General features: G+C 61.2%; 25 protein-coding genes and 1 tRNA gene. 15 read left to right on the top strand and 11 right to left on the bottom strand.

The window, feature by feature from the left end; genetic code table 11:
• Positions 1 to 81 precede the first annotated feature (81 nt).
• From SYN9616_RS0113065 to SYN9616_RS0113055, 3 genes are all read left to right on the top strand, one after another.
• A complete protein-coding gene (locus SYN9616_RS0113065; RefSeq protein WP_028953491.1) occupies positions 82 to 1,554 on the top strand; it encodes an ammonium transporter in 1,473 nt (490 codons plus the stop codon).
• Between the two features lie 110 nt (positions 1,555 to 1,664).
• Positions 1,665 to 2,861, top strand: coding sequence for a 4-hydroxy-3-methylbut-2-enyl diphosphate reductase (locus tag SYN9616_RS0113060; RefSeq protein ID WP_028953490.1), 1,197 nt, complete (start codon positions 1,665 to 1,667; stop codon positions 2,859 to 2,861).
• A gap of 159 nt (positions 2,862 to 3,020) precedes the next feature.
• Positions 3,021 to 3,569, top strand: a complete 549-nt coding sequence (locus tag SYN9616_RS0113055; protein WP_232200465.1) for a DUF1997 domain-containing protein — start codon at positions 3,021 to 3,023, stop codon at positions 3,567 to 3,569.
• A gap of 4 nt (positions 3,570 to 3,573) precedes the next feature.
• Here the strand turns inward: SYN9616_RS0113055 and SYN9616_RS0113050 are convergent, their stop codons facing one another.
• Positions 3,574 to 4,032, bottom strand: a complete 459-nt coding sequence (locus tag SYN9616_RS0113050; protein WP_028953488.1) for a DUF4079 domain-containing protein — start codon at positions 4,030 to 4,032, stop codon at positions 3,574 to 3,576.
• A gap of 53 nt (positions 4,033 to 4,085) precedes the next feature.
• The gene (purH, locus tag SYN9616_RS0113045) at positions 4,086 to 5,648 is read right to left on the bottom strand and encodes a bifunctional phosphoribosylaminoimidazolecarboxamide formyltransferase/IMP cyclohydrolase (RefSeq protein WP_028953487.1); all 1,563 of its coding nucleotides are present in this window, start codon (positions 5,646 to 5,648) and stop codon (positions 4,086 to 4,088) included.
• Positions 5,649 to 5,707: 59 nt separating this feature from the next.
• On the opposite strand from purH, the gene SYN9616_RS0113040 reads away from it, so the two are divergent.
• Complete coding sequence (locus tag SYN9616_RS0113040; protein WP_028953486.1) at positions 5,708 to 6,283, top strand: alpha/beta hydrolase; 576 nt, start codon at positions 5,708 to 5,710, stop codon at positions 6,281 to 6,283.
• On the opposite strand, the gene SYN9616_RS0113035 is transcribed toward SYN9616_RS0113040, so the two are convergent.
• Together SYN9616_RS0113035 and SYN9616_RS18000 are read right to left on the bottom strand one after the other, a co-directional pair.
• The gene (locus SYN9616_RS0113035) at positions 6,284 to 6,652 is read right to left on the bottom strand and encodes a DUF3155 domain-containing protein (protein ID WP_028953485.1); all 369 of its coding nucleotides are present in this window, start codon (positions 6,650 to 6,652) and stop codon (positions 6,284 to 6,286) included.
• Positions 6,653 to 6,767: 115 nt separating this feature from the next.
• Complete coding sequence (locus SYN9616_RS18000) at positions 6,768 to 6,926, bottom strand: hypothetical protein (protein WP_232200460.1); 159 nt, start codon at positions 6,924 to 6,926, stop codon at positions 6,768 to 6,770.
• A gap of 114 nt (positions 6,927 to 7,040) precedes the next feature.
• Between SYN9616_RS18000 and SYN9616_RS0113030 the strand changes: the two genes are divergently transcribed.
• Positions 7,041 to 8,171, top strand: coding sequence for a sensor histidine kinase KdpD (locus SYN9616_RS0113030; RefSeq protein WP_028953484.1), 1,131 nt, complete (start codon positions 7,041 to 7,043; stop codon positions 8,169 to 8,171).
• Here the strand turns inward: SYN9616_RS0113030 and cobS are convergent.
• Positions 8,131 to 8,850, bottom strand: a complete 720-nt coding sequence (cobS, locus tag SYN9616_RS0113025; RefSeq protein WP_232200455.1) for an adenosylcobinamide-GDP ribazoletransferase — start codon at positions 8,848 to 8,850, stop codon at positions 8,131 to 8,133. The genes SYN9616_RS0113030 and cobS overlap by 41 nt on opposite strands.
• Positions 8,851 to 8,974: 124 nt before the next feature.
• On the opposite strand from cobS, the gene tgt reads away from it, so the two are divergent.
• On the top strand, positions 8,975 to 10,093 hold the full coding sequence (tgt, locus tag SYN9616_RS0113020) for a tRNA guanosine(34) transglycosylase Tgt (protein ID WP_028953482.1): 1,119 nt from the start codon (positions 8,975 to 8,977) through the stop codon (positions 10,091 to 10,093).
• Positions 10,094 to 10,123: 30 nt separating this feature from the next.
• Positions 10,124 to 10,267 (top strand): photosystem II reaction center protein K, encoded by a 144-nt coding sequence (locus tag SYN9616_RS0113015; protein ID WP_028953481.1) that lies wholly within the window; start codon positions 10,124 to 10,126, stop codon positions 10,265 to 10,267.
• Here SYN9616_RS0113015 and SYN9616_RS0113010 read toward each other — a convergent pair whose 3' ends face one another.
• Positions 10,268 to 11,017 (bottom strand): WecB/TagA/CpsF family glycosyltransferase, encoded by a 750-nt coding sequence (locus tag SYN9616_RS0113010; RefSeq protein ID WP_028953480.1) that lies wholly within the window; start codon positions 11,015 to 11,017, stop codon positions 10,268 to 10,270.
• Positions 11,018 to 11,064: 47 nt separating this feature from the next.
• On the opposite strand from SYN9616_RS0113010, the gene SYN9616_RS0113005 reads away from it, so the two are divergent.
• Positions 11,065 to 14,268: a glycoside hydrolase family 15 protein gene (locus tag SYN9616_RS0113005; protein WP_028953479.1), complete on the top strand. Its 3,204-nt coding sequence runs from the start codon at positions 11,065 to 11,067 to the stop codon at positions 14,266 to 14,268.
• Here SYN9616_RS0113005 and SYN9616_RS0113000 read toward each other — a convergent pair.
• The 4 genes from SYN9616_RS0113000 to SYN9616_RS15870 form a co-directional block, all read right to left on the bottom strand.
• The gene (locus SYN9616_RS0113000; RefSeq protein ID WP_028953478.1) at positions 14,252 to 15,259 is read right to left on the bottom strand and encodes a Gfo/Idh/MocA family protein; all 1,008 of its coding nucleotides are present in this window, start codon (positions 15,257 to 15,259) and stop codon (positions 14,252 to 14,254) included. The genes SYN9616_RS0113005 and SYN9616_RS0113000 overlap by 17 nt on opposite strands.
• Before the next feature lie 38 nt (positions 15,260 to 15,297).
• Complete coding sequence (locus SYN9616_RS0112995) at positions 15,298 to 16,581, bottom strand: hemolysin family protein (protein WP_028953477.1); 1,284 nt, start codon at positions 16,579 to 16,581, stop codon at positions 15,298 to 15,300.
• A 13-nt stretch (positions 16,582 to 16,594) separates the two neighbouring features.
• Positions 16,595 to 16,667: transfer RNA gene (locus SYN9616_RS17470), tRNA-Ile, on the bottom strand.
• Between the two features lie 39 nt (positions 16,668 to 16,706).
• The gene (locus SYN9616_RS15870; protein WP_037991570.1) at positions 16,707 to 17,168 is read right to left on the bottom strand and encodes a hypothetical protein; all 462 of its coding nucleotides are present in this window, start codon (positions 17,166 to 17,168) and stop codon (positions 16,707 to 16,709) included.
• An 80-nt stretch (positions 17,169 to 17,248) separates the two neighbouring features.
• On the opposite strand from SYN9616_RS15870, the gene pyrE reads away from it, so the two are divergent.
• On the top strand, positions 17,249 to 17,833 hold the full coding sequence (pyrE, locus tag SYN9616_RS0112985; protein ID WP_028953476.1) for an orotate phosphoribosyltransferase: 585 nt from the start codon (positions 17,249 to 17,251) through the stop codon (positions 17,831 to 17,833).
• The gene (locus tag SYN9616_RS0112980) at positions 17,830 to 18,663 is read left to right on the top strand and encodes a folate-binding protein YgfZ (RefSeq protein ID WP_232200449.1); all 834 of its coding nucleotides are present in this window, start codon (positions 17,830 to 17,832) and stop codon (positions 18,661 to 18,663) included. The genes pyrE and SYN9616_RS0112980 overlap by 4 nt, the downstream gene beginning before the upstream one ends.
• Here the strand turns inward: SYN9616_RS0112980 and SYN9616_RS0112975 are convergent.
• A complete protein-coding gene (locus tag SYN9616_RS0112975) occupies positions 18,645 to 20,114 on the bottom strand; it encodes a TM0106 family RecB-like putative nuclease (RefSeq protein WP_028953474.1) in 1,470 nt (489 codons plus the stop codon). The genes SYN9616_RS0112980 and SYN9616_RS0112975 overlap by 19 nt on opposite strands.
• 53 nt (positions 20,115 to 20,167) lie before the next feature.
• On the opposite strand from SYN9616_RS0112975, the gene SYN9616_RS0112970 reads away from it, so the two are divergent.
• The 5 genes from SYN9616_RS0112970 (at position 20,168) to SYN9616_RS0112950 (ending at position 25,570) form a co-directional block, all read left to right on the top strand.
• A complete protein-coding gene (locus tag SYN9616_RS0112970; protein ID WP_028953473.1) occupies positions 20,168 to 21,631 on the top strand; it encodes a phosphoglucomutase/phosphomannomutase family protein in 1,464 nt (487 codons plus the stop codon).
• Positions 21,628 to 22,221 (top strand): RdgB/HAM1 family non-canonical purine NTP pyrophosphatase, encoded by a 594-nt coding sequence (gene rdgB, locus SYN9616_RS0112965; protein ID WP_028953472.1) that lies wholly within the window; start codon positions 21,628 to 21,630, stop codon positions 22,219 to 22,221. Before SYN9616_RS0112970 ends, rdgB begins: the two co-directional genes overlap by 4 nt.
• A gap of 69 nt (positions 22,222 to 22,290) precedes the next feature.
• Positions 22,291 to 23,328, top strand: a complete 1,038-nt coding sequence (locus SYN9616_RS0112960; RefSeq protein ID WP_028953471.1) for an SAM-dependent methyltransferase — start codon at positions 22,291 to 22,293, stop codon at positions 23,326 to 23,328.
• The gene (locus tag SYN9616_RS0112955) at positions 23,328 to 24,383 is read left to right on the top strand and encodes a Glu/Leu/Phe/Val dehydrogenase dimerization domain-containing protein (RefSeq protein WP_028953470.1); all 1,056 of its coding nucleotides are present in this window, start codon (positions 23,328 to 23,330) and stop codon (positions 24,381 to 24,383) included. Before SYN9616_RS0112960 ends, SYN9616_RS0112955 begins: the two co-directional genes overlap by 1 nt.
• Positions 24,380 to 25,570 carry an FAD-dependent oxidoreductase gene (locus tag SYN9616_RS0112950; RefSeq protein ID WP_028953469.1) on the top strand — a complete coding sequence of 397 codons (1,191 nt, stop codon included), beginning with the start codon at positions 24,380 to 24,382 and terminating at the stop codon, positions 25,568 to 25,570. Before SYN9616_RS0112955 ends, SYN9616_RS0112950 begins: the two co-directional genes overlap by 4 nt.
• Positions 25,571 to 25,577 lie beyond the last annotated feature (7 nt).

The following is a 25,577-nucleotide window of genomic DNA, read 5'->3' as shown; positions in this document are numbered from 1 at the left end:
CACTCTGAAACTGTCGCCACCGTGTGTGCGTAAGCAAGGACTAGAGGCCTTGCTCGTTTAGCAGTTCTGCCCCCTTTGTTCATGACAACTGCCACTCAGTCGCCGCCGGACCGGCGCCGAAAAACACTTCAGGAAGCCAGTCTTCTCGAAGGTCCGATGATGCTTCTCAAGAGCATCCGAGGTTTTAGTTCCCATCGATCCCTTGCTTGGCTGGCATGTGCGCCGGTTGCCTTGCTGGGCCTGGGAATTTTCACCTTCGCCGCCAAGGCTGAAGAACTGCCGGAGCTCAATGCAGCCTTTCTGGCCAACAACATGTGGCTGCTGGTTGCCACCATCCTGGTGATCTTCATGAACGCCGGCTTCGCCATGGTTGAAGCCGGAATGTGCCGCCAGAAAAACGCCGTCAATATCCTTGCCAAGAACCTGTTCGTGTTCGCCCTCGCGGTGACCGCCTACTGGTTCGTGGGCTACTCCTTTATGTATGGCGATGCCGCGATCGACGGCTGGCTGTACTTCGCAGGATTTTTCTTCGATCCGACCGTCACCGCTGAGACCATCAGCGATGCCGGCCTGGTCCCCACCGTTGATTTCCTGTTCCAGTCGGCCTTCGCCGGAACAGCAGCCACCATCGTTTCCGGCCTCGTCGCCGAGCGGATCAAGTTTGGCGAGTTCGTGATCTTCGCCCTCGTGCTTACCGCTGTCATTTACCCAATTGCCGGCAGCTGGGAATGGAACGGCGGCTGGCTCAATAGTGTTGGCAGCGTCGAATTCATTGACTTTGCCGGTTCTTCGATCGTTCACTCCGTTGGAGCCTGGGCCGGTCTCGTCGGAGCCATGCTGCTCGGACCCCGGATCGGCAAATACGCGAATGGAACCGTTCAGGCCATTCCTGGCCACAACATGTCAATCGCCACCCTCGGCGCCCTGATCCTCTGGATCGGCTGGTACGGCTTCAACCCCGGCTCCCAGCTGGCCATGGACCAGTGGGTTCCGTACGTGGCCGTTACCACGACCCTCGGTGCAGCCGGCGGTGCCATCGCTGCCACGGTGATCTCGACAATCACCTCGAAGAAGCCTGATCTCACCATGATCATCAACGGCATCCTGGCCGGCCTGGTGAGCGTGACCGCCGGCTGCGGAAACCTCACCCTCATGGGCTCCTGGGTAGCCGGTGCGGTCGGCGGCATCATCGTCGTCTTCTCCGTTGCCGCTCTCGATGCCGCAGGCATCGATGATCCCGTCGGCGCCTTCTCAGTTCACGGTGTGTGCGGCGTTTGGGGCACGGTCGTGATCGGTCTCTGGGGTTACGACGTCCAGGGCGACGGCTCAGGCCTCGGCCTTCTGGTGGGTGGAGGCATTCAACAGCTCGGCATCCAGGCCCTGGGTGCTGCTGCCTATGCCATCTGGACCATCGTGACCTGCTACATCGCCTGGCAGATCATCGGTGCTCTCTTCGGCGGCATCCGCGTCACCGAGGAAGAAGAGATCGAAGGTCTCGACATCGGAGAGCACGGAATGGAGGCCTACGCCGGTTTCTCCACCACCAACAACTGATTCCGAACAGTTCGTTGATCGACATCCACGCCCGGCTCACCAGAGCCGGGCTTTTTGATGCGATCCAGCCACCGGAACCCTCATAGAGTCATGTCACAACAGCGCAAGCCATGGACACCCACGCCTTCAAGCGCTCCTTACACCATTCCGAGCGTTACAACCGACGTGGCTTCGGGCGCGCCGAGGAGGTTGCGGAGAGCCTTGAGCAGGCCTACCAAAGCGGCCTAATCGGCACAATCCGGGACAACGGTTACAAGCTGATCCACGGGCGCCTGAACGTGCGCCTGGCTGAAGCCTTCGGGTTCTGCTGGGGTGTGGAGCGGGCTGTGGCCATGGCCTACGAAACGCGCCGCCACTATCCAAACGAGAAGATCTGGATCACCAACGAGATCATTCACAACCCGTCCGTGAATGATCATCTGCGTGAGATGAATGTGCAGTTCATCTCCGTTGACCAAGGGGTGAAGGATTTCTCCGGAGTCAGCTCAGGCGACGTCGTGATTCTTCCTGCCTTCGGTGCCACCGTGCAGGAGATGCAACTGCTGAACGAACGCGGCTGTCACATCGTTGACACCACCTGCCCATGGGTGTCGAAGGTCTGGACCACGGTTGAAAAGCACAAAAAACATGCTTTCACCTCGATTATCCACGGCAAGGTGAAGCATGAAGAGACGCTGGCCACGAGCTCCTTCGCCGGAACGTACCTCGTGGTGCTCGATCTGGAAGAAGCCCAGCTCGTCGCCGAGTACATCCTTGGTCGTGGAAACCGCGACGAGTTCATGGAACGCTTCGCGCGGGCCAGCTCCCCCGGTTTCGATCCTGATCGCGATCTGCAGCACCTCGGGGTCGCCAACCAAACAACGATGTTGAAAAGCGAGACAGAGGAAATCGGGCGCCTGTTTGAGCGGACCATGCTCAAAAAGTACGGACCTGCCCACCTGAACGAGCACTTCCTTGCCTTCAACACGATCTGCGATGCCACCCAGGAGCGCCAGGACGCGATCTTTTCCCTCGTGGATGAACCGCTTGACCTGATGGTGGTGATCGGTGGCTTCAACTCCTCCAACACAACCCACCTCCAGGAAATCGCCATCAGTCGTGGGATCCGTTCCTTCCACATCGACACACCTGATCGCATCAGTGACGGCAATCAGATCCACCACAAACCACTGGGTGAGGACCTGACCATCGAGACCAACTTTCTGCCGGAAGGACCGGTTTCGGTTGGGATCACATCTGGCGCCTCCACTCCAGACCGCGCCGTTGAGGAAGTGATCCAGAAACTGATGCGCCTCAGCGAGAATTGAGCTTTACAATCGCTTCATATTTCAAGTCGGTTCGCCCGCCTCTCCGCAGACATTTTCCGTTCCTCGCTGCTTTTGTCGCGCAACGACACCGACCATCTAGGCAACGGATCTGATCCTCAGGTCCGTTGCTACAGGAGTTCGTTCTCCGACCAGATGGAGATGCTCGCCCCCACGTCGGTTGTAGCCGACTACCTGGATCGTCACGACGACTGGTTTGAGCGCTGCGCGGCACCCATGCAGGTGCAAGCCGTTGATCGCCAGTCCTATGAGCTGACACTCGGACGTTTTGGCAATTTCGGGTTCGAAGTGGAACCCACGATCGGGCTGCGACTGCTTCCTGAAGTGCAGAAGGTGTACAGGATTGAAACCATTGATCTCCATGAGGAGATGGACGGAGACAGGCCAGCTCTCAACGATCACTACGACGTTGACTTCCGCGCCCGCATGGAACTGAAGCCCTGGGCTTCTCAGGTTTCAGACGATGCGTCCAAGGCAACGGCTGTCAGCTGGGATCTCGATCTTGCGGTCTGGATCAGGCTGCCGCGGGTGATCACAATGCTTCCAGACGGACTCGTGCAGTCCAGCGGTGATCACCTTCTCAAACAGATCGTGCGTCAGATCTCACGGCGCCTGACATGGAAAGTCCAGGAGGACTTCCACGCCAATCACGGGCTTCTGTGCCCTCCTCGACGTCGAGCAGCTTTCTGAGCACTCAGCGATTCGACCAGATCTTGTTGACGATCTCCATACCGCTGACAGCCTGCCAGAGGAACAGGGTCAGCACACCCATATTCAAACCAACGTGCGCTTTTCTGGCAATCAGATTGCCCTGCTGCATCAAGGGGGCAAGAGAGGCCGCCACAGCGATCATCCCGGTCATGGCCAAACCCACAAGCAAGTGGGGACCCATGAAAAGCTTGCCGTTGTTCAGATAGGTGACCGCCATGCCTCCCAGAGTCCCAAGGGTCATCACAGCGAGAAACAACGCACCCCAGCGGTAATGACGCTGGGCAAATTTGCCGGAGACGAGCTGCTTGCGTTGTTCGGGAGTTCCCGTGCGGGTCTTCTTGGCTTTGATCCCCAGATAAAGGGCCCAACCCCCTACGGCCAGCAAGGACCACTCCGTCAATGGGTGGAAAAAATTCAGGCTGAAAGGGAGCGTGGCCAGCATCTAACGACGGGGAGCGACTCCGAGAGGCTAGGGGTCGACGGTCCCTGACTGTGTCAATGCAGGAAGTGGCGGCGACCTGTGAGCAACATGGCCACCCCGAGTTCATCGCAGGCCTTGATGGAATCGGAATCCCGCTTACTGCCGCCGGGATGTATGACGGCGCTGATGCCATGGGATGCCGCCAGACGAACGGTGTCATCGAAGGGGAAAAAGCCATCGCTGGCCAGAACAGCGCCCTTGGCCTTTGCAGCGGCTGCCTCCAGTGCAAGCCGGGCAGAACCCACTCGATTCATCTGACCAGCACCAACGCCCAGGCTCTGGCCATCCCTCGCCACAACAATGGCATTGGAGCGCACGTGGCGCACCAGACGCCAGGCGAATTCAAGGTCCTGGCGTTCCTGCGGGGACGGCGGGCGCACAGTCGCCACCGTCCATGCATCGGAGGTGCTGGGCTGATCATCAAGATCCTGCACCAGCAGTCCACCGAGGATGCTGCGCACATGATCCGGGCCGGCGGCATCAATCGCAGCTGGCGCCAACTCCAGCAATCGAAGATTGGGCTTCGCCGCAAGAATTTCCCGGGCCTCCGGACTGAAGCCAGGGGCCACCACGCACTCCAGGAAAAGACTGGTGAGTTCCCGAGCAGCCGCAGCCTCGACACACCCGTTGATGGCAACAATTCCCCCGAAGGCACTGATGCGATCTCCATCAAGCGCCCTGGTTAATGCGGCGGGCAGACCGTCAGCGACAGCGACGCCACAGGGGTTGGTGTGCTTTACAACAACAGCTGCCGGTTGCCTGGCTGGGTGGTCACCGTCTGTGCCGTAACCAAACTCCCGCACCGTTGCGAGGGCAGCCTCCAGGTCGAGCAGATTGTTGGTGCTGAGCTCTTTCCCCTGCAACTGGATGGCACCACCCCAGCCTTGCTTTGGCTGACTGAACCAGCGTGCTTTCTGATGCGGATTCTCCCCGTAACGCAGCGTTTGCCGAAGAGGAACAGCACTGAGCCAGGGACTGTCAGGTCGATCAACCTGATCAGCCATCCAGCCGCTGATCGCTGTGTCGTAGGCAGCGGTGTGCTGAAAGGCCTCAAGAGCCAGACATCGCTTCAGATCAGCGGGGACGCCGTCGCTGGACTCATCCATGGCTGCCAGAACGAGGTCATATTGCTCCGGGCTCGTGAGCACGGCCACATCAGCGTGGTTTTTGGCAGCGGCGCGCACCATGGCCGGACCACCGATGTCGATGTTCTCGATGGCCTCGTCCCAGGTGACATCAGCCTTGGCGATCGTCTCCCGAAAGGGGTAGAGATTGACCACAACAAGATCGATCGCGTCAATTCCCTGCTGGTCCAGATCGGATCGGTGTCCAGGATCTCCACGCTTCGCCAGGATTCCGCCATGAACACGCGGATGAAGCGTCTTGACGCGACCACCAAGGATTTCCGGAGCGCCGGTGTGGTCGGACACACGGGTCACCGGAAGCCCAGCGGCCTCGAGAACCTTGGCGGTGCCGCCACTTGAAAGAAGCTGATAGCCATGGCGCCGATGCAGAGCCTCGGCGAGAGGCACCAGGCCTGTCTTGTCCGAAACACTCAAGAGAGCGAAAGGAGCCATGAATCCCGCGGGAACATGATGCTGAGCCAACCTACGCATCAGAGCTCAAGGCCCCAGTGATGCCACGTCTGGTTCTTCTGCACGGATGGGGGGCCAATGCAGATGATCTGCGACCGGTGGGAGAGGCTCTCCAACATCGCCATCCCACTCCACTCGATGTACTGGCTCTCGATGCACCGGAACCACACCCTCAACCACCTGGCCGGCAGTGGTACGGCCTGTTTCCAGCCCAGTGGCAGGACGTGCCGGCAGCGGTGGAATCCCTCAGAGCCAGGCTGACGCAGCTCGATGGCAGTGAAGAAGCGCTTTCCAGCACAGTGCTTTTCGGATTTTCCCAGGGAGGGGCCATGGCCCTGGAGGTCGGGTGTTCCCTCAACCTGGCAGGCGTGATCTCATGCAGCGGCTATCCACATCCGGGATGGACTCCGCCTGCAACGCACCCCCCCGTTCTGTTGCTCCATGGCGATCAGGACGCCATCGTTCCAGCCATGGCGATGGATGCCATCTGGCAACGACTGGATCCCTCTCGCCGTGAGAAGCATCAGTTTCAGGATGGACACACCATTCCTGAAAACGTGATGCCCTCACTCAGCCAGACCTTGATACAGATGCTGAACCAATCCAGCAGCAACTGATCAGACGAAGGCGTATTCGTATTCCTCCATCTCCTCCCAATCATCGGCGGCGAGATCGAGCCCTTCGAAGAGCTGATCTTCACCCACCGAATCGACTATCACCCTCAGAGAAGGGAAGAGGAAATGATTTTCCTCGGCGTATTGGGCACTGAAAAGACCTTTCTCACCCCAGAAAAACCGGTCGGTCGTGTGCTCGTTGCGTCGAACGTTCAGCAGAGCAGGGGGAACCAGCGCAGCTTCAGCGATAAAGCGTCGTGCCGCCGTGACGGGCTTGTATTCGCCGGTTTCGAGATGATGGGTCGACACGTGGGCCAGAACACGCTGCCCGGCAAGCCGGCGACGACTGATGCGCTTGCGCTTCTTGGACATGACTGAACTCCGGGGATGGAACTTTTAAGAGGAAAACAAGGCTGAAAAACCATCCGGTGATGGACACAGGGAAACTGCGCCGATCAATTGGAATGGACTGGGCGACGCAGGAACGTCAGGAGACCGCGTCACGAAGTAGCTGCAGCCATGCCGCAGCCGTCGGAACACCAACAACCCAGCAAGGCCGGAGCCGGCAAACAGCAGGGGACTCTTCAACCTCTGCTGTAGCCTTGGTCGCATCGGAAATGCAACCTTTACGAGGTCTGGCGGACATTCGCTCTTGTGAGCTCTGTCTCGGTCGATCCTCAAATCTTAAGACTTTTCCTAGATTTTTCAAGTCCCCCTGCGAGCGGGTCAAATCCCTGCTGTCATCCGCACACCTGTCTCGATGCCGTTGACAGACCGATTTCTCGGGTTCTCGGACAGGTTGCTTTCGGCGCTCTGCCAAAAGACGTCTCTGCGTCAATTGGCGCTTTACCTCAGTCGACCCGAACAGAACCCCGGCCCGGCGCTGGAGCTGGTGCGGCAATGGCCACGGGGAGACCTCCAGCTGCCTGCGGTCGAACGTGATCCAGATCTTCGACTGCCGTCTCCGGATCGACGCTGGTACCCGCTTCAGGACGGCTCGCTGATTCTCGGGGCATTACGGGCCGAGATCCCCCCTGAAGCGGATTGGAGTCCTGCACTGGACGAGCGACTGCGCAGCACTGCCGTTGCGATCAGCCATGGACTGACACTCGACCTCGAATGCCTGCAGCTGCGTCAGGAGTTGATCGACCAGCGTCGCCAGACGCAAACGCTGGTGCACCAGCTGCGCAACCCGTTATCCGCCCTGCGGACCTACGCCCAGCTGCTGCTGCGGCGAATGGAACCGGACAGCCAGCACCGAGAGCTTGTGGAGGGCATGCTGAGCGAGCAGAGCCAGCTCGGTCGATACATCAATGCCCTGGATGGCCTGAACCAGGACGTTCTCCCAGCCGCCGCCGATCCCGGCAGCCCCCTGCTGCTTCCACCAGGGCTGTCATCCAGCCCCGTTTCTCTTCAGGAACAGCTGCGTCCCCTGATCGATCGCGCTGCAGCCACAGCCTCGCTTCAGGGGCGACCCTGGCAAGGGCCACAGGATTGGCCGCAATGGGCAACGGACATCACCACTTCGGGTACCGATTCCATCGTGGAGATCGTCGCCAACCTGCTGGAGAACGCCTTCCGCTATAGCCCTCCTAACCAGTCGATTGGCCTGAGCCTCCTGGACGATGGACTGGCTGTGTGGGACAGCGGGCCGCCCATCCAAGAAGCCGATCGGGACAGGATCTTCCAGCGGGGATACCGCGGTGCAGCTGGGCAGGACCGTTCCGGTACGGGGCTAGGCCTGGCGTTGGCACGCGATCTGGCGGAGCAGCATGGCGGAAGCCTTGAGCTGCTGATTCAACCGTCGCGCATCGCTCCCGAACTTCCAAGCAGTGGCAATGCCTTTCAGCTCAGATGGCCATCGCCAGCAGCGCCAATACCAGCAGAATGAAGGCCTCGCTGAGCACCACTGAGGCTCCATAGGAATCTCCGGTATGTCCGCCGAGCCGTCGACCAAGCCATTCCGGTATCAGCAGAGCCACCAACGCCCCCATCACCACAGGGAGAGCACCGGCCAGGAACAGAAGCAGACCCAGTAACGGCAGCAGCGGCAAAAGATCCCAGCCAGGACGCAAGTGATGACGATGAAAGGCAGCGGAGCCATCGAGACGGAGGTAATCGAAATGAGCCATGGCCCACAGCGGGGCGGCGCGCCCTCCGATTGCTGCCAGAAGCAGAGCAACTGGGGCCTGGGGACCCAGCTGAATCAGAGATCCCATCTCAATCAGCAGCACCATGGCCAGAGCCAAAACGCCGCTGGCCCCAACGCGACTGTCCTCCATCGCTTCAAGACGACGCGCCCCTCCGGCCGCGAGTCCATCCGCCGTGTCCATTAGGCCGTCGTGATGCAGTCCCCCGCTGAACCAGATGCCAAAGGCCAACAGCAGCGGAGCCAACGCAGTAGACGACCAGCCGAGGGGCGTCAGAAGCAACCAGCAGCCAGCCTGAAACAGGCCAAGCACCAACCCCATCCAGGGCGCAAAACGTGCGATTCGCTGGAAGCTTGGTTCCACTCTGGGCAAGCCGGGCAGAACGGAATAAAACACCCAGGCTCCGGCAAAATCAGCCAACCAGGGTGGTGATTTCCCAGCGATTGACGTACTGCATGGCCTTTCAAACCTACGGGTGAGGGATCAGGTCAACGGAATCCCCCCTCAAGGCGTGACCGTAGGGTCAACAAAACGGTGATCAACCGTGTTCAGCTTTGAAATCAGCGCGCACTGCCCCCGCAGTGCAGCTCGTTGCGGCTGTTTTCAGACCCCACATGGACCGGTTCATACGCCGCGGTTCATGCCCGTAGGCACGCTGGCCACCGTCAAGGGCATCAGCACGGAGCAACTCCTCCGCACCGGTGCCGAAATGGTGCTCTCCAACACATATCACCTCCATCTGCAACCAGGAGAGGAGGTGGTCGCAGGGGCGGGGGGACTTCACCAGTTCATGGGTTGGCAAGGTCCAATCCTGACGGATTCCGGCGGTTTTCAGGTCTTCAGCCTGGGGGACCTGAACCGCATCGATGATCGGGGCGTGGTGTTTCGAAACCCTCGTGATGGCCGCATGATCGACATGACGCCGGAGCACGCCATCGCCATTCAGATGGCCCTCGGCGCTGACGTGGTCATGGCGTTTGATCAATGCCCGCCTTATCCCGCCACGGAGAACGACGTGGTCGACGCCTGCCGACGCACCCACGCCTGGCTTGAACGTTGCGTCAGCAGCCACAGCCGCGAAGACCAGGCTCTGTTTGGGATCGTTCAGGGCGGTTGCTTTCCCCATCTACGCCGTGAAAGCGCCATGGCCGTCGCGGATTTCGATCTGCCAGGCATCGCCGTCGGAGGAGTCAGCGTCGGGGAACCGGTGGAGGAGATGCACCGGATCGTGCGCGACGTGACGCCGCTGCTTCCTGCCGATCGACCGCGTTATCTCATGGGCATTGGCACACTTCGGGAGATGGCCATCGCTGTGGCCAACGGAATTGATCTCTTCGACTGTGTAATTCCAACCAGACTTGGCCGACACGGCACAGCACTGGTGGGAGGAGAACGATGGAATCTGCGCAACGCACGCTTCCGGCATGACCACACCCCCCTCGACCCGACCTGTCCGTGCATCGCCTGTCAAAACCACAGCAGGGCTTACCTGCATCACTTGATCCGCAGTGAGGAGCTGTTGGGTCTCACGCTGCTGAGCCTGCACAACATCACCCATCTGATCCGGTTCACAACCGCCATAGGACAGGCGATCCGGGATGGCTGTTTCTCAGAGGATTTCGCTCCCTGGCAACCAGACTCACCGGCCCATCACACGTGGTAGCGTCCAGCCCTCGCCCTTTTATGACCAGGGATGGCTGCCTACACCTTCGATCTGCTGGCTCAGCTTCCTGAGGCTTACCAGGCCTTCGGTCCCCTGATCGACATCCTGCCGTTGATCCCGGTGTTTTTCCTTCTCCTGGCTTTTGTCTGGCAGGCCTCCGTCGGTTTCCGCTGATCAGCGCGTAGCGCGCTCACCCTTCCGGATCACCTCCCAGACGAACTGCGGAAGTGACAACATCCGCCGCCAACGGCTGGGCTCCTGGATCAGCCTGTAAAGCCATTCGATCTGAAACCGCCCCATCCAGCTTGGTGCTCTGGTTTTCACCCCAGCCCAGACATCAAAGCTGCCGCCAACTCCCATCCAGAGCCCTGCAACGCCGGATCCAATGGCTTGAGACCAGGTTTCCTGGCGGGGAACTCCAAGAGCGATCAAGATCAGATCGGGTTGCAGTCCCAGTAGTTGCGATTTCAGCCCAGGCCAGGCCTCCTCAGGCTGGTAGCCATGCACAGCCATCACCAAATTCAAACCCGGAAGCTGGTCCGGAAGGTTCTGCTGAAGCGCGCTCATCACCTCTGGAGAGGCACCGATGAGAGCGACGCGCCACTGGTGGGCCGCTGCGTAGCTCAACAGAGTCCAGGCCAGCTCGATCCCTGGACTTCGCACAACCTTCACACCCTGACGGGACAGAGCCCACACCACGCCGGCCCCATCGGGAATCACCAACTCCGCTGAGGCGATGGCTCTGCGGAGCTCCGGGTTGGCCCGAGCCGTCATGGTCATCTCGGCATTCAGGGTGACGATGCGACCGCCACCACGGGCATGCAGCCCAAGGGCAGCGGCTCGGACATCCCGGCAGGCATCCACTGGGATGTCAAGAACCCTGCAGCGCCGCCGATCGTCAGGGGTCGTAGAGACGAAGTCCATGGCCGGAGGCTGAGATGGAGAATTTAGGAGCGGTGTCGCAAGAGGTCATGGTTCTGTTCTCAACGGAAACCGCCACTGACGACTCGCGGGCCGCGGAGCTTCTCAAGCGACTCGACAGCTCCATCGAGCGCGTTGTCCTGAACCGTCAGGACCCGATCAGTGGACTGCTGCCAGCCAGCACAGCCCACACGGTGCATGGCAACTACGGCGATGCCTGGGTAAGGGACTGCGTCTATTCCATTCAGTGCGTCTGGGCTCTCGCGATCGCCCACCGACGACGCCTCGGGGAACGCTGCAGCCGGGCCTGGGAGCTGAATGAAAGGGTGCAGTCCCTGATGCGTGGCCTGCTCAGAGCCATGATGCGCCAGGCCGCCAAGGTCGAACGTTTCAAGCACAGCCTTGATCCCCTGGATGCACTGCATGCCAAGTACGACAGCAGCAGTGGTGACCCCGTTGTGGCCGACAACGCCTGGGGGCATCTTCAGCTCGATGCCACCTCGTTGTTTCTGCTGCAGCTGGCCCAGCTGACCCGTGGAGGGCTGCCGGTGGTCCGCAGCCGGGACGAAGCTGATTTTCTGCAGAACCTGGTGCACTACGTGTCCAGGGCCTACCGCACGCGCGACTACGGGATCTGGGAACGCGGAGACAAGGGCAATCACGGGCTCCCCGAACGCAATGCCAGCTCAATCGGCATGGCCAAGGCTGCGCTTGAAGCCCTGGAAGGAGTTGACCTGTTTGGCCCCTATGGCGATGGCAGTGTGCAACTGCTGATCCCCCAGGGAGCCATCGTCCGTCTGAGAAGGGCGCTCGAAAGCCTGCTGCCGAGGGAGTCCGCCAGCAAGGAAGCCGACAGTGCCTGTCTGTCGGTGATCGGATATCCCGCCTGGGCGGTGGAGGATTCAGAGCTGATTGAACGCACGGTCAGCCGCATTCGACGGGACCTGGGCGGCGCTTACGGCTACAAACGCTTTCTTCGGGATGGCCATCAAACAGCCGTCGAGGACGTCAGCCGTCTGCATTACGAACCCGAGGAGCTGATGCGCTTTGCGGGGATTGAATCGGAGTGGCCCCTGTTTCTTGCCTTCGAACTGGTGACGGCCTGTTGCGAAGGTCGCTGGGACGATGCCCGTCAATGGCATGACCGTCTCAGCCCTCTAGCCGTTTCCCTGAATGGAGAGCAACTGTTTCCCGAGCTTTATCGCGTTCCCGATGATCTTGTGGATCTGGAACGCCAGACGCCAGGCAGTCAGGTGCGTGAGGCCAACAGCAACATTCCTCTGATCTGGACCCAGAGCCTCGCCTGGGTTGGGGAGATGTTGCTGGAGGGTTTGATCACCCCAGAGGATCTCGACCCCTGCGAACGGCGGCAACCGGCACGGCTCGGCGCTGATTCGGTACTGGTGGCGCTGGAACCAGAAACCGCATCCATTCAGCACGCTTTGATCGCCGCTGGGCTGCCGGTCGAGAGCAACGATTCGATCAAAGTGCTCTCATCCGGGATGCTGAGCCGGCAACTGCGCCGCATCGGCGAGAACCCGCGGCTGGCACTGAGTGGTCAACCCTCGCAACGGATCGAAACCGAGGACACGGCCCGTTTCTATCGCTGCGACGATCGCTCGCTCTGTTTCACTGCTGCCGTTCTCGAGGACACGATCAGTTACCTGGCCGACGATCCACGCCAACTGGTGGAAACCGTTGTCGATGAGCTTCACCTGTTGCAGCGTCACTGGCGAGGCCAGGGCCTGCCACTTCTGGTGATTCCAATCGGGGCTGAAGCATTCCAACTCCACCCGGACGCATTCATCGCGCTGGGGCGAACACTGTTGAGCGGGCTGATCGAGGGGATCCCGGTGCAGTTCGACAGGCTGTCGCGGCTGGCGGATCAGGGACGCTGGCACGCGCTGCCAACGACCGAATCGGACAGCTTGATCAGAGCAGCTGCACAGCCCCCCCAGGGTCCAAGGCTGAGGGATGCCACAGACCTAGCTGATCTCACTGCGGCGCAGGAACAGGAGCTCGATGACACACCCGTTGAACAACTGCATCAGCGGTTGTGGGCCAGCTCATCCCTGCATGAACAGGCGGAGGTGCTGGAGCTTCTGCAGCGACGTCTCGGCGACAAGGCAATCGAAATCGGACCGGATGGGCGACCTGTCGACGTGCTGATCCTGCTTGAGGAGGTTTACCACCATGGCCTGCGCTGCCAGGACTGGAGCGTGGTGCGTCGCTGCGCAGGTGCCATGGGCATGGTGCATCCCCAACTGGAGGATGCCCTGACGGACCTGCTGGTCCGGCAGAAGCAGGTGGTTGTCGGGCGCAACTACACGGCGGATTCCTGTCTGATCACACCGCAGTCGAGCGCATCGATCGCTGCATTGATTGATCGCACCAGCGGTACGGATGCCAGGGAGCGCATGCTGGAACAGGAGTTGCTGCTGGCGCTCGACGCGATCGCCAGACGCGAACCTGGACTGCTGAAAGGCAGCTTGACCCTGCAGCTTGGACAGTTGCTGCTGCTTCTGACCTCGGAACTGGCCCTTGCGAAAAACCTCAGCCAGGACAAGGCCTTTGAAGCGGTCTGTAACGAACCCCCCCACGCGATCCGCACCCGGCTCCGGGGGGTACTCACCGACATGGACCATGCCCGGGCTGCCTTGCAGAGGGGAGAGCATCTGCATCTGAGTGGCCGGATCCAGTGGAGAGTCCCAGCACCACTGGAGCAACGGCCTGGAGGTGACAGCTGGCTGCAGCACCGCATCCGTCTTGGAACGCTTCAACGGGTACCGCGTGATTTCTACGCCGGCATCTGGTCCCTGTTGCAGCACTGCCGCGGCCTGGTCATCGGGGACAAGCTGGAACGACGCAACCGCCTCAACAGTGCTCTGGTGCTGGAAAAAACAGCTGGCGAACGCAATTTCGCAAACCAGGTGGACCATCTCCTCAGCCGCATTGAGGCCCCCGAATACCGGCAGCTGTGCTGTGAATGTCTTCTCTCCTTAATGGCCTTCATCGAGACCAACCCTGATGTGCAGGTTGATGACGACCTTGCTCTCGACGTTGTGATCGGCCACGCGGTACGGGTGGGGTGGCAGCAGAGCCATCCAGATCTGGATGCCGATCAGTACGCCAAGCACAAGACGTCGGCCTGGGGGCTCTTCTATCAGGCCTCTCCAGCGGATTGCCGTCGCTGGCAGATCACAGCATTACGCCAGTTGGCCGAACAGCAAGGCCTGGTTAAATCGGAGCCGTAAGCGGGGCTCCCATCGCGGAATGTTCGACTGCCTGCTCAATCAAATCAGCCAGCCGCAGTGCCCTTGAGGCCTGCTCGCCATCGACCGCCGGTGTTTCGCGTCCACGGACGCACTGCAGGAAATGCTCCAACTCGGCATAGAGCGGTTCGATCGAGGTGGTGCTCACCTCCTCAATGAAACCGTCATTGCGGTAAAGCAGCTCTCCATGGTCCGCGGAGTACCACTCGTGGGCACGGCGATGGATGTGCAGGGTGTGGTTGAGGAAGTCCGTCTCCACAAGGCTGGAACGGCAATGGGCGCTCAGGCTGCGGATCTTGCGGTGGCTCATCTTGCTCGCCGTGAGGCTGGCCACAACACCATTGCTGAAGCCGAGCGTTGCATTCACGTAGTCGATCGGACCCTCGGCGCTGCGACCGCCAGCAGCCGCAAGTCGGACGACAGGAGCCTGAGCCAGCTCCAGGACAAGGTCGATGTCGTGGATCATCAGATCCAGCACGACGGAGACATCGTTGGCCCGGTCGGCGTGGGGGCTGTGGCGACGCCCCTCCAGAACCACCACCTCCTCATTGGCCACCACCTTGGTGAGCTCTCGGAAGGCTGGATTGAAGCGCTCGATGTGGCCGACCTGAAGCAGGCGACCAGCCCGGTTGGAGGCGTCAATCAACGCAGCCGCTTCATCCTGACTCGCGGCGATCGGCTTCTCGATCAGGACATGCAGACCTGCATCAAGACACTCCATTCCCACTTGGTGGTGAAGCAGCGTCGGCACAGCAATACAGACTGCCTCGACCTCTTTGAGCATCGCCCGATAGTCGGGAAACCAGTGGCAGCCGAACTGTTCACGGGCCAAACAACCACGCTGCTCATCCAGATCGGCCACGCCAACCAGATCAGCATCCTTGAGCAGGCTGAGCACACGAGCGTGGTGCCAGCCCATGTTGCCGATCCCGATCACCCCGACCTTGACTGGAACCATGGGGTCGGGGGACATCAGATCACCATGGTGGTTGAGGGCAAGATTAAAGGCGATCAGTCCTGGGGCTCCTCAGCCACCGGAAGCATGAGACGCACACGCTCGATGCGGGGCCCCTGCATGGCTGTGATCTCGAACTGGAGGCCGTTGAACCGCAAAGCCTCACCAGGGGAAGGGATGTGCTGGAGACGTTCGAGCAGAAAGCCAGCCAGGGTGTGATGGTCGTCCGCTTCCGGCAGGTCGAGATTGAGCTGGCGATTGAGCTCGAAAATCTCAAAATCACCGTCCACCATCCAGACATCGGCCTGCCCGTCCTCCTGCTCAAGCACAGGCTCATCGCAATCCTCCTGCAACTCATCGCCGACGATCTCACCCGTGAGGTCCGCTGCCGTCACAAGCCCTTCCGTACCTCCGTGCTCATCAACAACCAGCAGCAGGGGATGACCACTGCGGATCAACGGCATCAGTTCCGCCAGCGTGCTGGTTTCAAGAACGCGAACGGCGGGCTGGAGATAGGGCTCCAGGGGTGAATCGGCTCGCAGCTTGCCGAGGGCGATCAGTTCCGCCAACTGGCGAAGGTCCAACAGTCCCCGCACATCATCCAGCGACTGACCGATCACAGGAAACCGTGCATGGCGGGTCTGGTGCACGGCTTCCATCAACTGGGCGAAGCGCACATCCACCGGCAGGGTCACCATGCCGGAACGGGGAACCATCACTTCACGCACCTGGGTGTCCCGCAGAGCAAAGACGCCCTCAAGAATGTTGCGCTCATCAGGAAACAACCCAGTCACACGACCGGACTCAATCAATGTCTCCAGTTCCCCTGCCGACAAGGCAGGCACGAGCGAATCCCACTGGGGTGTCAGGCCCACCAGCTTCAGCAGCAAAGCTGCAAACCCATCCAGCAGATTGAGCAGAGGCGCGAGAGCCCGCATCACAGCCTCCAGGAGCGGAGCGAGACGCAAAGCCGCAGGCTCAGGCCGATTCAGCACCCAGGCCTTGGGCATCAAACCGGCCAGCAGGCTGGCGGCCAGAACGATCAGGAGAAACAAGCCGGCATCCAACCAGGCGGCCCCGGGGGTGCCATCAGGCCACAACTGCCGTCCCAGTCCGCGACTCACCCACCCGACCGCGACCAGGGCCAGGGTGGCTCCCAACTGCGACAACATCAGGGCACGGCGCAGCCGACGTTGCAGTCGCTGTATGGCCTGCGCGCCATCCAACCCCTCATCAACCAGCACCTCCACGCGACTGGGGCGCAATCGCAACAAAGCCACTTCACCGGCGGCGAAGAAGGCCGGCAGAAGCAGAAGCAGAACCAGGAGCGGCAGCCTCATCGCTGAAACGGAATGGGGGTCGCGAGGATCGAACTCGCCTTAGGCGAATTATGAGTTCGCTGCATTCACCAGATTGCTAGACCCCCAAAGCCAAAACACCGAAGCGTTTCAAACCTTCCGAAGTGTTACCACAACGGCTGCAGTGGTGTTGGTTCAGCAGGGATCTCGAACCCCTTTGGCTGGTCTTCCATGGCCAAGCTGGAGTCGAAGCCATTCGGTAGATCCATCGTTCTCCAGGGGCGTGCGGGGCTCTGCTCCTCGATCAGCGCTTCGACGGTGTTCCCGATGGCAGAAGCATCCCAAATCACGGCTTGATCTGGAAAACCAAAGCCCATCAAACGATTGCCTTCCGCCCCCCCAACCGCAATGCCAAGCAGATCGGTGAACTGGTGAACCATGTCGATACCTCGGGCATAGGGCGCCCTCCAGGTAAAAAAGCGACGGTTGACCAGTTCACGGGTGGTTTCCACGCTTTCACAGGTGGTGACCTGCACTGGCGAACGACTGTCCGCTGACGGGTCGGGAGCTTCCATGGTGGTTGTGCAGATCACAGGACCCGCAACAGCCGGCGCACCAAGCAGCGCCATGGCGAACAGCAACCTTGGGAACACAGATCTTTTCCCTTCTGCACGCAAACTAAGAAGGGTTGTTCAACGCCGCCAGCCCCATGCCCACCATGCCGCTCACACCTGAGGAGCAGCGCCAGACACTGCTGCGGCAACTGGCTCGGGATGCCTATCGACGGGGACATTTCACCCTGGCATCGGGACGACAGAGCGAGCACTACGTGAATTGCAAACCGGTGAGCCTCAGCGGTAGCGGACTCGCTCTCGTGAGTGCCGCCATGCTTCCCCACGTGGAACCCGAATCGGTTGCGGTGGCCGGGCTCACCCTGGGTGCTGACCCGCTGGTCAGCGGAGTTGCGATGACGGCTGCAACAGCAGGACGTTCCCTCGATGCCCTGATCGTGAGAAAGCAAGCCAAAGGCCATGGAACCGGCGCCTGGCTGGAGGGTCCTCTACCCAAATCCGGAGCTCTGGTGACGGTTCTCGAGGACGTGGTGACCACGGGTGGGTCGTCCCTCAAGGCCGTGAATCAACTCAAGGAAGCCGGCTACCGGGTCCAGCGGGTGGTCACCATCGTGGATCGAGAGGAAGGGGGCGCGGCCGCGATGCAAGCGGCGGGTCTTGATCTGGTGAGCCTTTTTCTCCTGTCTGAGGTAGCGGCCTGTGCCACAGAACTGACGTCATGAACAAAACGCCTTCGCTGACGACCCTTCGCTGGGACGCCGAATTTCCAGTGCTGCGGCTGGAAGGTTCCGGTGCCGAATCGTTCCTGCAGGGACAAACCAGCGCTGACCTCAGCAAAAACAAGGACGAGCTGATCCACAGTTGCTGGCTCACGGCCAGTGGACGTCTCAGAGCCCTGCTGGAAATCCGCTTCGATGAAAGCGGTGCGGACGTGATGGTGCTGGCCGGTGATGCCAACAGCATTCAGCAGGGCTTCGATCAGGTGATTTTTCCGGCAGACCGGGTTCGCCTGCTGTCACGCCAACCCCAACGGCGCCTCCAGACCCTCTCGGATCAGGAGTCCTCCGAAGTGATCTGGCATGACACGACCGCTGCCTTGCCGGAACTCTGGGAACAACGGCCCATCGCCGATGCCGATGCGCTGGAACGCTGGCGGTTGCAGCAGGGGTGGCCAGGCGGCGACGGGGAGCTCTCCGGTGAAACCAATCCCTTTGAACTTGGCTTGAGTCACTGGGTGAGCCTCAGCAAAGGCTGCTACCTCGGGCAGGAAACCATGGCCAAGCTGGCCAGCAAAGGGGGTGTGAAGCAACAGCTCCGAACCTGGAGCAGCACATCCCCACTGGTCCAAGGCACGCTGCTCAAGCGGGATGGCGCGCGAGCGGGGCTGATCACCTCGGTGTTGCCGAATCGTGATTCTCCAGGCTGCATCGGGCTGGCACTGGTGCGCCGCCAGCACCTGGATGCCACGAGCCTGCAGGGACCGACAGGGGAAGAGCTAATCCTGCAGCGTCCTTCAGGATTTCAGGATCCACCTCAGCCGGTGGCGTCCTGACCCGCCATCCAGGACGCCACCGCCCAGGTCGCCAGACAATCGTCGCGGTTGTACTGCAGGATCCAGCGCAGGGCATAACGGCTACCGCGCCGCCGCGGGCCCTCACCCAGCCACTGCCTCCACCACAGCAGTGCCCTGGCCCCATCCGCTCCCGGCAGACTCCAACGAAAGCCCTGCCAGCTTGCAACTGATTTGAGTCCGTAACTGCTGAGCGGCAATCGCCAGGAACGTCGAACACGGGCATGCACATCAATCAGGCGTTCCTGTAGGTGCTTCAGCTGAACGTCCGGCACGGACTGACGCTGGCCCATCCGCCGCAGAGCCAGGGATTCGGTCTCGCCGTAATGAAGAATCGGCCAGTCCCGGTACTGGGAAAGAAAACGGTCCAGCCGTTGCCAGCAACGCGCCTCACCGTGATGCTCCAACACAAGGATCGGGTGATAACGCGCCTGATCCAGATCCCAACGACCGTCACTGCAGCGCGGTACACGAACAAAGCCGTGCAGAAAATCATGGCGAGCGTCCGGATCCGATTCGATGTCGTAGAGAAGAACCCCAGGTGCCTCGATCAGTTCAGGCAGAGCCGGGCCTTCTGTGAGACGGGTCATGAGGTTGTCCCGCTGGGCTCTGGCCTGCAGGACGAGAGCCCGAGCCACCTCGCCGTGCTGATCGCCGAACCGCTCCATGCGCGATGCGAGCTGATCGGGATCGGCTGCCGCAAGGTCCGCCAGGCCCTCAATGCCCAGCTCGATCAGCATTTCCCGTCGCTTCGCGCCAATTCCACTGACTTCACTGAGATGGCCCTGCGCTGAGGCCTCCTCTCCACAGACCCCACGCCAGCAGCAGAGCGTGCACTTGCGGCGGTCGGCGGCCAACGCCGGTGGACTCTGCCGCTGCAGATCCTGGGCAAGCTTGCGCAGCGAATCAGTGAGCTGACGCTTCAAACCCGCTGTGAAAGGCACACGATCGCGTTCGAGGCGACGGCCACCTCCTCCGACAACCAGCAGTTCAGGGACAGGAGCCTGCTGCTCCGATTCCAGAAGCTGAGCACTGAGCGCCAACGGCAGTTGGTGCTCACGGGTGAGGCGTCGCCCCTGGCGCGCAAGGACCGGTTGGTAGGCAAAACGGCCCCAGCGGCTCTCACCCGGCACTTTCAACAACAGCGGTGGATGTGCTTCCAACGCCATGTCGGCCGGTCCTGAGCCTTTGAGGCGCAAACCCACAACTCCTTTGGCGCCACTGCGGCAGGCCGCCTCACCGTGACCTGGAGGTTGTGGCAGCAGAGCGACAAAACACCGTTGCTGATCATCAAGCTGGAGGTTGCGATGCGCTGTCCATCGGCGATCGGAGGGATCCGCGTGACGATCAAGCCAGGCCTTGCGCCGACAGCGCAGCCAACTGCGCAGCAAACGATCGGTGAGGACGTTGGCGGCAGGCGGGGTGTCACCCATCGAGCGACCCTACGGCGACCAGCTGCTAAATCCTGATCACTGCCTGCGAACCCATGTCCTCGGCCCCACTGCCTCTGGACCCAAACCCGATCCGCTTCGGCACCGATGGCTGGCGCGGAGTCCTGGGTGTCGACATCACGGTCGAGCGGCTTCTGCCGGTGGCAGCGGCCGCTGCCCAGGAGCTGGCACACAGCGCGCCGGACGGGCTCAACAGCCGCACCGTGGTGATCGGTTACGACCGAAGGTTCCTCGCTCCGGAGCTGGCAGAAGCGATTGCAGCGGCTGTGCGCGGCTGCGAACTGGAACCCCTTCTGACGGAGACGGCCGTTCCGACACCGGCCTGCAGCTGGACGGTGGTGGAACGTCAGGCCCTCGGTGCCCTGGTGATCACAGCCAGCCACAACCCTCCTGAATGGCTTGGGCTCAAGATCAAGGGCCCCTTTGGCGGTTCCGTGGAGGGGGAGTTCACGGCTGCGGTTGAGAAGCGCCTGGCCGCCGGCGGGATCACAGCGCCGATCCCGCAGAAGGTGAATCGTTTCGACGGACGAGGCGAGCACCTTGATGGGCTGAAACGAAAACTTGATATTCGAGCTCTGGTGCAGGGGCTGAAGGCCATGAACCTCAAGGTGATCGTCGATCCGATGCACGGATCTGCCGCTGGCTGCATCTCGGAACTGCTGGGTGCTGACGCCCAGGCGCTGGTGGAGGAGATCCGCAGCGAACGCGACCCCCTGTTCGGCGGCAATCCCCCGGAACCGCTGGAGCGATACCTCGATGCGTTGATCATCAGCGTTAAGGAAGCCGCTTCAACGGGACGTCCAGCCGTTGGGCTGGTGTTCGACGGCGATGGAGATCGGATCGCCGCCGTGGATGAATCCGGTCGGTTCTGCAGCACCCAGCTGTTGATGCCCCTGCTGATTGATCATCTGGCAGGCGCCCGCGGCCTGCCCGGCTCGGTTGTGAAGACCGTCAGTGGATCAGACCTGATGCGCCTCGTCGCGGAGGACCACGGACGTGACGTGATCGAACTCCCCGTCGGTTTCAAGTACATCGCTGCCGAAATGCTTGCTGGTGACGTTCTGGTCGGCGGCGAGGAGTCAGGAGGGGTTGGCTTCGGAATGCATCTGCCGGAGCGTGATGCCCTCTTTGCAGCTCTGCTGGTTCTCGAAGCGCTGGTGGAGGGTGGCCAGGCCCTCGGTGCACGGCTCGATGCGTTGAAGCAACGCCATGGTGGGGCCAGTCACTACGACCGCCTCGATCTGCGACTGGCGGATATGGAGGCGCGCCGTCGCCTGGAAGGGTTGCTGGCTGAGGCGCCCCCAACGGAGGTCGCTGGCTTGCCGGTCCAGGAGGTGATCAGCACCGATGGCGTGAAGCTGCGGCTGGGGCCCAGTCACTGGCTGATGCTGCGCTTCTCCGGCACCGAGCCCCTGCTGCGGCTCTACTGCGAAGGGCCTGATCCACAACGGGTCGCCTCCGTACTCGGCTGGGCCCGCGACCTCGCGGAAGCCACATGAGCGATCACAACCGCGTCCTGGTGATCGCCAGCGGCAACAAGGGCAAGATCCGTGAATTCCAGGGCTTGCTCGACGGCCTGCCTTTGAGCATCGAAGCCCAGCCCGACGGTCTTGACGTTGACGAGACCGGCGAGACCTTTCAGGCGAACGCGCGCATCAAAGCGCAAACCGTCGCGCGCCTCACCGGCCATTGGGCCCTGGCGGACGACTCAGGATTAAGCGTGACGGCTCTTGGCGGAGCCCCAGGAGTGCATTCAGCCCGTTACGCCCCTAGTGATCCGGAACGGATCGCCAAATTGCTCCGGGCACTGACTGGTGAAAGCAACCGTTGCGCCAGGTTCTGTGCAGCCCTCTGCATCGCCGAGCCGGGAGGGCAGCCGCTGCTGGAAGTGGAAGGTCGCTGCGAGGGGATCATCACCACAGAACCCCGTGGCGAGGGTGGCTTCGGCTACGACCCGATCTTTGAGGTGACCGGCACCGGTCGAACCTTTGCGGAGATGCCGTTGGCGGAAAAAAAACAACACGGACACCGCGGCAAGGCCTTCACGCTTCTGGAACCGCAGTTGCGGCGCCTGCTCCAGGAGATCTGAAGCTGATGAGTTGATCAAGGGTCCTGAAGACCATGGTCTGTACGGTGAGGCCTGCCGCTGACGAGGTCTATGGCCATCGCCATGACCACGGGTTACAGCGCACAGACCGAGGGCGCTCTTCTGTGCATCGAAGCCGCCTCTGACTGGGCCTTGACTTGTGTCAATCACATGGGTGTCTCTGACAGCCATGTTCTGATCGATTACGGAGCCGCCGATGGAGGAACGGCTGTCGGACTCTGGAACCAGGTGCTGGATCGCCTGCACGCAAACCAGCCTGATGCGCATCTGACATTGATTGGCAACGACTTGCCGAGCAATGACAACATCGCGCTGGCGGAGAACCTGGCGCTTCAGATCCCCCGTACTCCAAAGCCCACGGTGCTAGTGAGTGCCCGCAGCTTCTATGAGCCCTCCGTGGCTCCAAACACGGTGGGCTTTGGCTTTTCCGCCACGGCGATGCACTGGCTCAGTGCTTCACCGGGGCCACTCGACAGCCACACCCACGTGCTGGCCTCTGGCGATGCGGATGCTTTGGAGCGTTTCACCGCCCAGGCGATGAAGGACTGGAACCACATCCTTGAACTGCGCAGCCGTGAACTCACCGTGGGCGGCCGCCTGCTGACAGTGAACCTCTCCCGCGACGGAGAAGGGCGTTATCTCGGCCACAACGGCGGCCGAACCCGCAATGTTCATGACCAGCTTCATCAGATCTGGCGCGGCATGGCCGATGAGGGCTTGATCAACGACGAGCAGTACCGCAACGGCACCATTCTGAACTTCTACAAATCTCCAGAGGAGTTCATGGCTCCCTTGAAAGACGAGAGCAGCGCCGCATACCGCAACGGTCTGCGGTTGGTGGATGAGCGGACTGTCTATGTGACCTGCCCCTACCGCCGGCGCTGGGACAAAGACGGAGACACTGCAGCATTTGCCGCCGGCCTGATGGCGACGATCCGCAGCTGGAGCCGCCACAGCTTTGCTGGTGCTGCCGGTGATGCAGCTGCAGACATGGTTTTTGCTCGGCTGCAGCAACGCATCGCCGAGGCCCCCAACGAGTGGAGTCTCGACTATGTCGAGCACCATCAGATGATGGAGAAAGTGGCCTGATGGCAACGAAGACCCAACCGAGCCCGAACATTTCGGTGCTGGCCGAACACGTCTCCGAGCACCTGTCGGTGTTCGTGGTTGCCGAGGACACCAATTCCGAACGGCCTGCAAACGGTGGGCTACGCCTGCTGAATTACCCGACGGATGCGGCCTGTATCGCCGATGGGGAACGCCTGGCGGGGCTGATGACGTACAAGCACGATCTCTATGGAACCGGCTTCGCAGGCGGAAAGATCGTGGCGCGAGCCAAGGAACCGGGAGCCGTCAAGGACGAGCTGATCAGCATCACCGCTGAATTGCTGCAGTCCCTGGAGGGCTCGATGATCACCGGTTGCGATCTGAACACCAGCCTGGAGGACATGGAGCGCCTGACGGCGCTCACCCCACATGTTCTGGCTGCGGTGGGCAGCCCTGTTGACGCCAGTGCCGCCACCGCCCATGGCACCCTCGGCGCCGTTGAAGCGGCTCTCAACGCGGAACTCAAAGATGCCAAGCCAGGTCGCGTTCTGGTGCATGGCTGCGGCGCCGTGGGCGGCACGGTGGCGCGCACGCTTGCGCGCCACGGCTGGACAGTGTTCACCGTGGATCTCAGCCGAGAGCGAGCAGCCGTTCCTGGCGCAACACCCCTGCCTCAGGGATGCCCCTGGTGGCAACTCAAGCTGGATCTTTTGGTGCCCTGCTCGATTTCCGGCCTGATCACAGCCGAGATGACGAGAGCTATTCGTACATCTGCCGTCGTACCGGCCGCCAATGCTCCTTTTCAGCACCCACAACTCGCGGAGGAACTTCGTCAGCGCGGGATCCAGGTGCTGCCTGACCCGCTGGTGAATGCCGGTGCGGTGATCGCCGATTCGATCGAACGCTTCTCACCTGAGGCCTGGAAAGATGCTGGTCCTGAAGAGGTTTATGCGTTCGTGCGAGGCGAAGTGCGTCAGCGAGCCATGAACTTCTTGGAGCAACGGAAGCAGGGAATCTCCGTCAGCGAAGCCCTCGTCCATGTGGCAGCGGAACGATCCAACGACCCGATTGGGCTCAGTTTCGGAGAACTTCTATGACCACTCCTGCGGACCTGCCTCAGACAACCTCCGTTGTGATCATCGGCGGAGGAATGGCTGGCCTCAGCTGTGCCGCTGCTCTGGCACGCCACGGCATCGGTGATGTCGTCCTTCTCGAGGCCAAAACCCTGGCCCACGCCGGTGCCAGCAGCTTCGGCGAAACCCGGATGTTCCGGGAGATGTATTCCGATCCAGTGCTTTGCCGGCTAGCTCAGGAAGCCAACCGGCTATGGCGACAGGAAGAGGTCCTGGCGGGTGAACCCCTGCGCGAAACGCATGGTCTCCTCTTCTATGGCGAAAGCTGGGATGAAGAAACCATCGAGGGGTCGATTCCCGGTGCTCGCCGGGTGATGGACGACCAGGGCATCCCCTATGAAGCCCTCAGTGCTGAAGAGATCAAGACACGGTTTCCCCTGAACCCGAAACCGGACTTCACCGGACTCTTCGAGCCCACTGCCGGCGCGGTACGTAGCGACAAGGTGATCGCCCACTGGATCCGCACAGCTCGAAAGGCGGGGCATCGCCTGGTCGAACACTGCCCTGTGGCAGGCATTGATCCGGATGGCGCGGGCATCACCCTCGAGAACGGCCATCACATCAGCGCTGGCCAGGTTGTGGTGACCAGCGGCATCTGGAGTCAGCTGCTATTGGCTCCGTTGGGGCTGGCACCGAAACTCGAGGTCTGGCCAATGCTCTGGGCCCACTACACCGTCGATCCAGCCCTGGCCGATCGCTATCCCCAGTGGTTCTGCTTCCAGCAGGAACGCGGCGACGACGGTGGCTTGTATTACGGCTTCCCCGTTCTCAGCCACACGGCTGATGGCCGACCGCGGATCAAAGCCGGAATCGACTGGGCTCCGGAGGTGCTCCGCGTAGCCGAGCCCAATGCCATGGCCACCGAGCCGCCTCCACGGCTCGTGGAACTGCTCGACACCTTCCTGTTCAACGAAGTGGAAGGCATTCAAGAACGGGTCGAAACCGTGATCAGTCCTTACTCAATGACGAGCGATGTGAATTTCATCCTCGATCGACTGACACCAACTCTGAGCTTGTTTGCTGGCGGATCCGGCCAAGCCTTCAAGTTCGCCCCGTTGATCGGCGACTCTCTGGCCCGTCTTGCCAGCGGAAACACGCCTGCTGTTGATCTGTCCTGCTGGAGCCACCAGCGCAAAGCCGTTCGTCTCTAAACCTGTG

This window comes from Synechococcus sp. CC9616 (genome assembly GCF_000515235.1).
GTDB lineage: Bacteria > Cyanobacteriota > Cyanobacteriia > PCC-6307 > Cyanobiaceae > Parasynechococcus.
This window is presented reverse-complemented; position numbering and strand designations above follow the sequence as displayed.

Coding starts and splice junctions, on each gene's coding strand:
- SYN9616_RS0112995 (WP_028953477.1), bottom strand. CDS start 16,581: ATGAGGCTGCCGCTCCTGGTTCTGCTTCTGCTTCTGCCGGCCTTCTTC.
- SYN9616_RS0112950 (WP_028953469.1), top strand. CDS start 24,380: ATGACCACTCCTGCGGACCTGCCTCAGACAACCTCCGTTGTGATCATC.
- SYN9616_RS0112970 (WP_028953473.1), top strand. CDS start 20,168: ATGTCCTCGGCCCCACTGCCTCTGGACCCAAACCCGATCCGCTTCGGC.
- SYN9616_RS0113055 (WP_232200465.1), top strand. CDS start 3,021: ATGCTCGCCCCCACGTCGGTTGTAGCCGACTACCTGGATCGTCACGAC.
- SYN9616_RS15870 (WP_037991570.1), bottom strand. CDS start 17,168: ATGGCGCTGCTTGGTGCGCCGGCTGTTGCGGGTCCTGTGATCTGCACA.
- SYN9616_RS0113010 (WP_028953480.1), bottom strand. CDS start 11,017: ATGGACTTCGTCTCTACGACCCCTGACGATCGGCGGCGCTGCAGGGTT.
- purH (WP_028953487.1), bottom strand. CDS start 5,648: ATGGCTCCTTTCGCTCTCTTGAGTGTTTCGGACAAGACAGGCCTGGTG.
- SYN9616_RS0113065 (WP_028953491.1), top strand. CDS start 82: ATGACAACTGCCACTCAGTCGCCGCCGGACCGGCGCCGAAAAACACTT.
- SYN9616_RS0113015 (WP_028953481.1), top strand. CDS start 10,124: ATGGCTGCCTACACCTTCGATCTGCTGGCTCAGCTTCCTGAGGCTTAC.
- SYN9616_RS0113035 (WP_028953485.1), bottom strand. CDS start 6,652: ATGTCCAAGAAGCGCAAGCGCATCAGTCGTCGCCGGCTTGCCGGGCAG.
- SYN9616_RS0113060 (WP_028953490.1), top strand. CDS start 1,665: ATGGACACCCACGCCTTCAAGCGCTCCTTACACCATTCCGAGCGTTAC.
- rdgB (WP_028953472.1), top strand. CDS start 21,628: ATGAGCGATCACAACCGCGTCCTGGTGATCGCCAGCGGCAACAAGGGC.
- SYN9616_RS0112960 (WP_028953471.1), top strand. CDS start 22,291: ATGGCCATCGCCATGACCACGGGTTACAGCGCACAGACCGAGGGCGCT.
- SYN9616_RS0112955 (WP_028953470.1), top strand. CDS start 23,328: ATGGCAACGAAGACCCAACCGAGCCCGAACATTTCGGTGCTGGCCGAA.
- SYN9616_RS0113005 (WP_028953479.1), top strand. CDS start 11,065: ATGGTTCTGTTCTCAACGGAAACCGCCACTGACGACTCGCGGGCCGCG.
- SYN9616_RS0113050 (WP_028953488.1), bottom strand. CDS start 4,032: ATGCTGGCCACGCTCCCTTTCAGCCTGAATTTTTTCCACCCATTGACG.
- pyrE (WP_028953476.1), top strand. CDS start 17,249: ATGCCCACCATGCCGCTCACACCTGAGGAGCAGCGCCAGACACTGCTG.
- SYN9616_RS18000 (WP_232200460.1), bottom strand. CDS start 6,926: ATGTCCGCCAGACCTCGTAAAGGTTGCATTTCCGATGCGACCAAGGCT.
- SYN9616_RS0112975 (WP_028953474.1), bottom strand. CDS start 20,114: ATGGGTGACACCCCGCCTGCCGCCAACGTCCTCACCGATCGTTTGCTG.
- SYN9616_RS0113040 (WP_028953486.1), top strand. CDS start 5,708: ATGCCACGTCTGGTTCTTCTGCACGGATGGGGGGCCAATGCAGATGAT.
- SYN9616_RS0113000 (WP_028953478.1), bottom strand. CDS start 15,259: ATGTCCCCCGACCCCATGGTTCCAGTCAAGGTCGGGGTGATCGGGATC.
- SYN9616_RS0113030 (WP_028953484.1), top strand. CDS start 7,041: ATGCCGTTGACAGACCGATTTCTCGGGTTCTCGGACAGGTTGCTTTCG.
- SYN9616_RS0112980 (WP_232200449.1), top strand. CDS start 17,830: ATGAACAAAACGCCTTCGCTGACGACCCTTCGCTGGGACGCCGAATTT.